We start from the raw sequence: 2,748 nt of genomic DNA on the forward strand, positions 1-2,748 counted from the left end.
CGGGAATCATCCAGACCAATCCACTCGCCTTCGCCCGTTCATGACACAACCCCAGCACCACCCGGCGCTCGTCATTGCTCATGCGGCCCCAGCGGGTGATCTCTGCGACCGTGCGCTGGCACCCGGTACAAACGTCATCTTCATCCAGCGCGCAGATATTCACGCACGGCGAGGCGACGGGTCGTTCGATAGTGGTCATTGTTCCTGCTCGACCAGATCGCGGGCGTAACGCTGCGAGTTATGCACATAGTGCGCGGCGCTGGCTTCGAGCATCTTTTTCTGCGCCTCGGTCAGTTCACGCACGACCTTGCCCGGCGAGCCCATCACCAGCGAACCGTCGGGAATTTCCTTGCCTTCGCCGATCAGCGAATTGGCGCCGATGATGCAGTTCTTGCCGATCTTCGCGCCGTTGAGAATCACCGCGTTGATACCGATCAGGCTGTAATCGCCGACCGTGCAGCCGTGGAGCATGGCGTTGTGGCCGATGGTCACGCCAGTACCGATGGTCAGTGGATAGCCCATGTCGGTGTGCATCACCGTGCCGTCCTGCACGTTGCTGTTCTTGCCGATGAGGATCAGTTCGTTGTCGCCGCGCAACACAGCGTTGAACCAGACGTTGGCGCCCTCTTCCAGGCGGACCTTGCCCACCAGCACGGCATTGGGCGCGACCCAGCTCTGTGGATGGGTTTCGACACGGGCGTCGCCCAGGCGGTATTTCATTTTGTTTTCCTCGGGGATCACGGCCGTTCGAACGACGGCTCAGGTATCGATAAAGCTTTTCGGCGGTCGGTGCAGGCTGATTTTGGCGTCATAGAGCAGGTTGATCAACTCGACGATCATGATCGCCGTCAGGCCCCAGATCTTGTACTCGCCGAAGCGATAGCTCGGCACGTACCAACTGCGGCCCTGATAATCGATGCGATGGGTATGCTCACGCGGGTCCTTGCGGAAGAATTCCAGCGGTACGCTGAAGACGGCGGCGATCTCGGCATCATTGGGCTGGTATTCGACAAAGTCGGGAATCACGCCGACATACGGCGTTACCTTGATGCCGTGCAGGGAAATCAGCGGGCTTAGCGGGCCGATGACTTCGACCAGGCCCGGTGGCAGGCCGATCTCTTCCTCGGCTTCGCGCAGCGCGGTGAATATGAGGTCCGGATCTTCCGGGTCGCGGCGCCCTCCGGGGAAGGCAACTTCGCCGCCATGGGTCGAAAGCCCGCTGGCGCGCAGGGTCAGGACCAGTTCCGGTTCGTCACTGCGGGTGATCGGCACCAGCACGGCGGCTTCGGGGAAACGTGCGTCGGTCTCCAGCGTGCGCGGTGTGTGGTTGCTTACCCTATGCAGTAGCTCGTCCAGCATGAGTGTTCTCGATCGGTGCCTTGCTCCGCATCATGCACCAATCAAAGCGAGCGCCCAAGCCCCCGAAACCCGTCGTGTCGCGAAACGACAACTTGCCGACCGGCCCCGCTGCACGCCAAGATAGGCGCAGCATTCAGGAACCCGAGCATGAAATTTTGCAGCCACTGCGGTAACCCGGTCACCCAGCGCATTCCCGAAGGCGACTCGCGGCTGCGATTTGTCTGCGACAGCTGTCAGACCATTCACTACCAGAACCCCAATATCGTCGCCGGTTGCGTGCCGACCTGGGGGACGAAAGTGCTGCTCTGCCGCCGCGCCATCGAGCCGCGTCTCGGTTACTGGACGCTACCTGCCGGTTTCATGGAAAACGGCGAGACCATCGAGCAGGCCGCCATCCGCGAAACCGCCGAAGAAGCCTGCGCCCGGGTGCGCAACCTGAGCATCTACACGCTGATCGACGTGCCGCACATCAGCCAGGTGCATGTGTTCTTCCGCGCCGAACTGGCCGATCTGCAGTATGCGGCCGGGCCGGAAAGCCTTGAAGTGCAACTGTTCGAAGAAGCCGACATTCCCTGGGACGAGCTGGCTTTCCGCACGGTCGGGCGCACGCTGGAATGTTTCTTTGCCGATCGGCGCAGCGAGGTTTATCCGGTGCGTTCGGAGTCGATTCCGCCACTGGTGCAGCCGGCGATCACTTGAGCTTCGCGGCACCCTGCCGATAACCACACCTGCATCTATCACTATGTTTCTGCGTCATTCTTGGGGAATCGTTTCAATGCGTTGGTTGCTTGCCCTGTTGTGCCTGTCGTTCGTCAGCGTTTCGCAAGCGTCATTCGTGACCACCGTGACGCCCTCGAACACTCCATTGATCGAAAAAGTCCTGGTACTGAAATCGGCCCACCAATTGCAGTTGATTGCCGACGGCAAGCCGCTGAAGACCTATCGCATCTCCTTGGGCAAGGGCGCGAAGAAAGGCCCGAAACTGATCGAGGGTGACAAACGCACACCCGAAGGTTTCTATTGGATCGACTGGCGCAAGACCAGCGACAAATTCAACCTGTCGATGCACATTTCCTACCCGAACATCAGCGATGCCGCCCGCGCGCGTCGTGAAGGCGTCGAGCCCGGCGGGATGATCATGATCCACGGCACTCCGGATTCGGCAGACAACCCTGAGCAGTTGTTCCACACCCTCGACTGGACCGACGGCTGCATCGCCATGCGCAACGTCGACATGCGTGAAGTGTGGAATCTGGTACCGGACGGCACGATGATCGAGATTCGTCCGTAACCTCGACCGCTGGTCACCCGCAAAAAAAATAATTCAAAAGATCGCAGCCTGCGACAGCGCCTACAGGGGTGATACCACTCTCAACTGTAGAAGCTGTC

5 protein-coding genes are annotated in these 2,748 nt (G+C 60.1%); 2 read left to right on the forward strand and 3 right to left on the reverse strand.

Annotated elements, in window-relative coordinates; translation table 11 throughout:
- The 3 genes from F8N49_RS27085 to F8N49_RS27095 form a co-directional block, all read right to left on the reverse strand.
- A partial coding sequence (locus tag F8N49_RS27085) for a DUF1289 domain-containing protein (protein WP_151553263.1) occupies window positions 1–199 on the reverse strand: 199 nt, incomplete at its 3' end.
- On the reverse strand, window positions 196–720 hold the full coding sequence (locus F8N49_RS27090) for a gamma carbonic anhydrase family protein (RefSeq protein WP_016771546.1): 525 nt from the start codon (window positions 718–720) through the stop codon (window positions 196–198). The genes F8N49_RS27085 and F8N49_RS27090, both read right to left, overlap by 4 nt.
- Window positions 721–759: 39 nt before the next feature.
- Window positions 760–1,359, reverse strand: coding sequence for a CoA pyrophosphatase (locus tag F8N49_RS27095; RefSeq protein WP_016771547.1), 600 nt, complete (start codon window positions 1,357–1,359; stop codon window positions 760–762).
- 147 nt (window positions 1,360–1,506) lie between these two features.
- On the opposite strand from F8N49_RS27095, the gene F8N49_RS27100 reads away from it, so the two are divergent.
- Window positions 1,507–2,058 carry an NUDIX hydrolase gene (locus F8N49_RS27100; RefSeq protein WP_016771548.1) on the forward strand — a complete coding sequence of 184 codons (552 nt, stop codon included), beginning with the start codon at window positions 1,507–1,509 and terminating at the stop codon, window positions 2,056–2,058.
- Window positions 2,059–2,134: 76 nt separating this feature from the next.
- Window positions 2,135–2,650: a murein L,D-transpeptidase family protein gene (locus tag F8N49_RS27105; RefSeq protein WP_024011712.1), complete on the forward strand. Its 516-nt coding sequence runs from the start codon at window positions 2,135–2,137 to the stop codon at window positions 2,648–2,650.
- Window positions 2,651–2,748 lie beyond the last annotated feature (98 nt).

This window comes from Pseudomonas sp. GXM4, from assembly GCF_008923895.1.
GTDB classification, from domain to species: Bacteria; Pseudomonadota; Gammaproteobacteria; order Pseudomonadales; family Pseudomonadaceae; genus Aquipseudomonas; species Aquipseudomonas atacamensis.

Excerpts from the sequence above, each read along its gene's own strand:
- F8N49_RS27105 (WP_024011712.1), top strand. The coding sequence starts at position 2,135 with ATGCGTTGGTTGCTTGCCCTGTTGTGCCTGTCGTTCGTCAGCGTTTCG.
- F8N49_RS27095 (WP_016771547.1), bottom strand. The coding sequence starts at position 1,359 with ATGCTGGACGAGCTACTGCATAGGGTAAGCAACCACACACCGCGCACG.
- F8N49_RS27100 (WP_016771548.1), top strand. The coding sequence starts at position 1,507 with ATGAAATTTTGCAGCCACTGCGGTAACCCGGTCACCCAGCGCATTCCC.
- F8N49_RS27090 (WP_016771546.1), bottom strand. The coding sequence starts at position 720 with ATGAAATACCGCCTGGGCGACGCCCGTGTCGAAACCCATCCACAGAGC.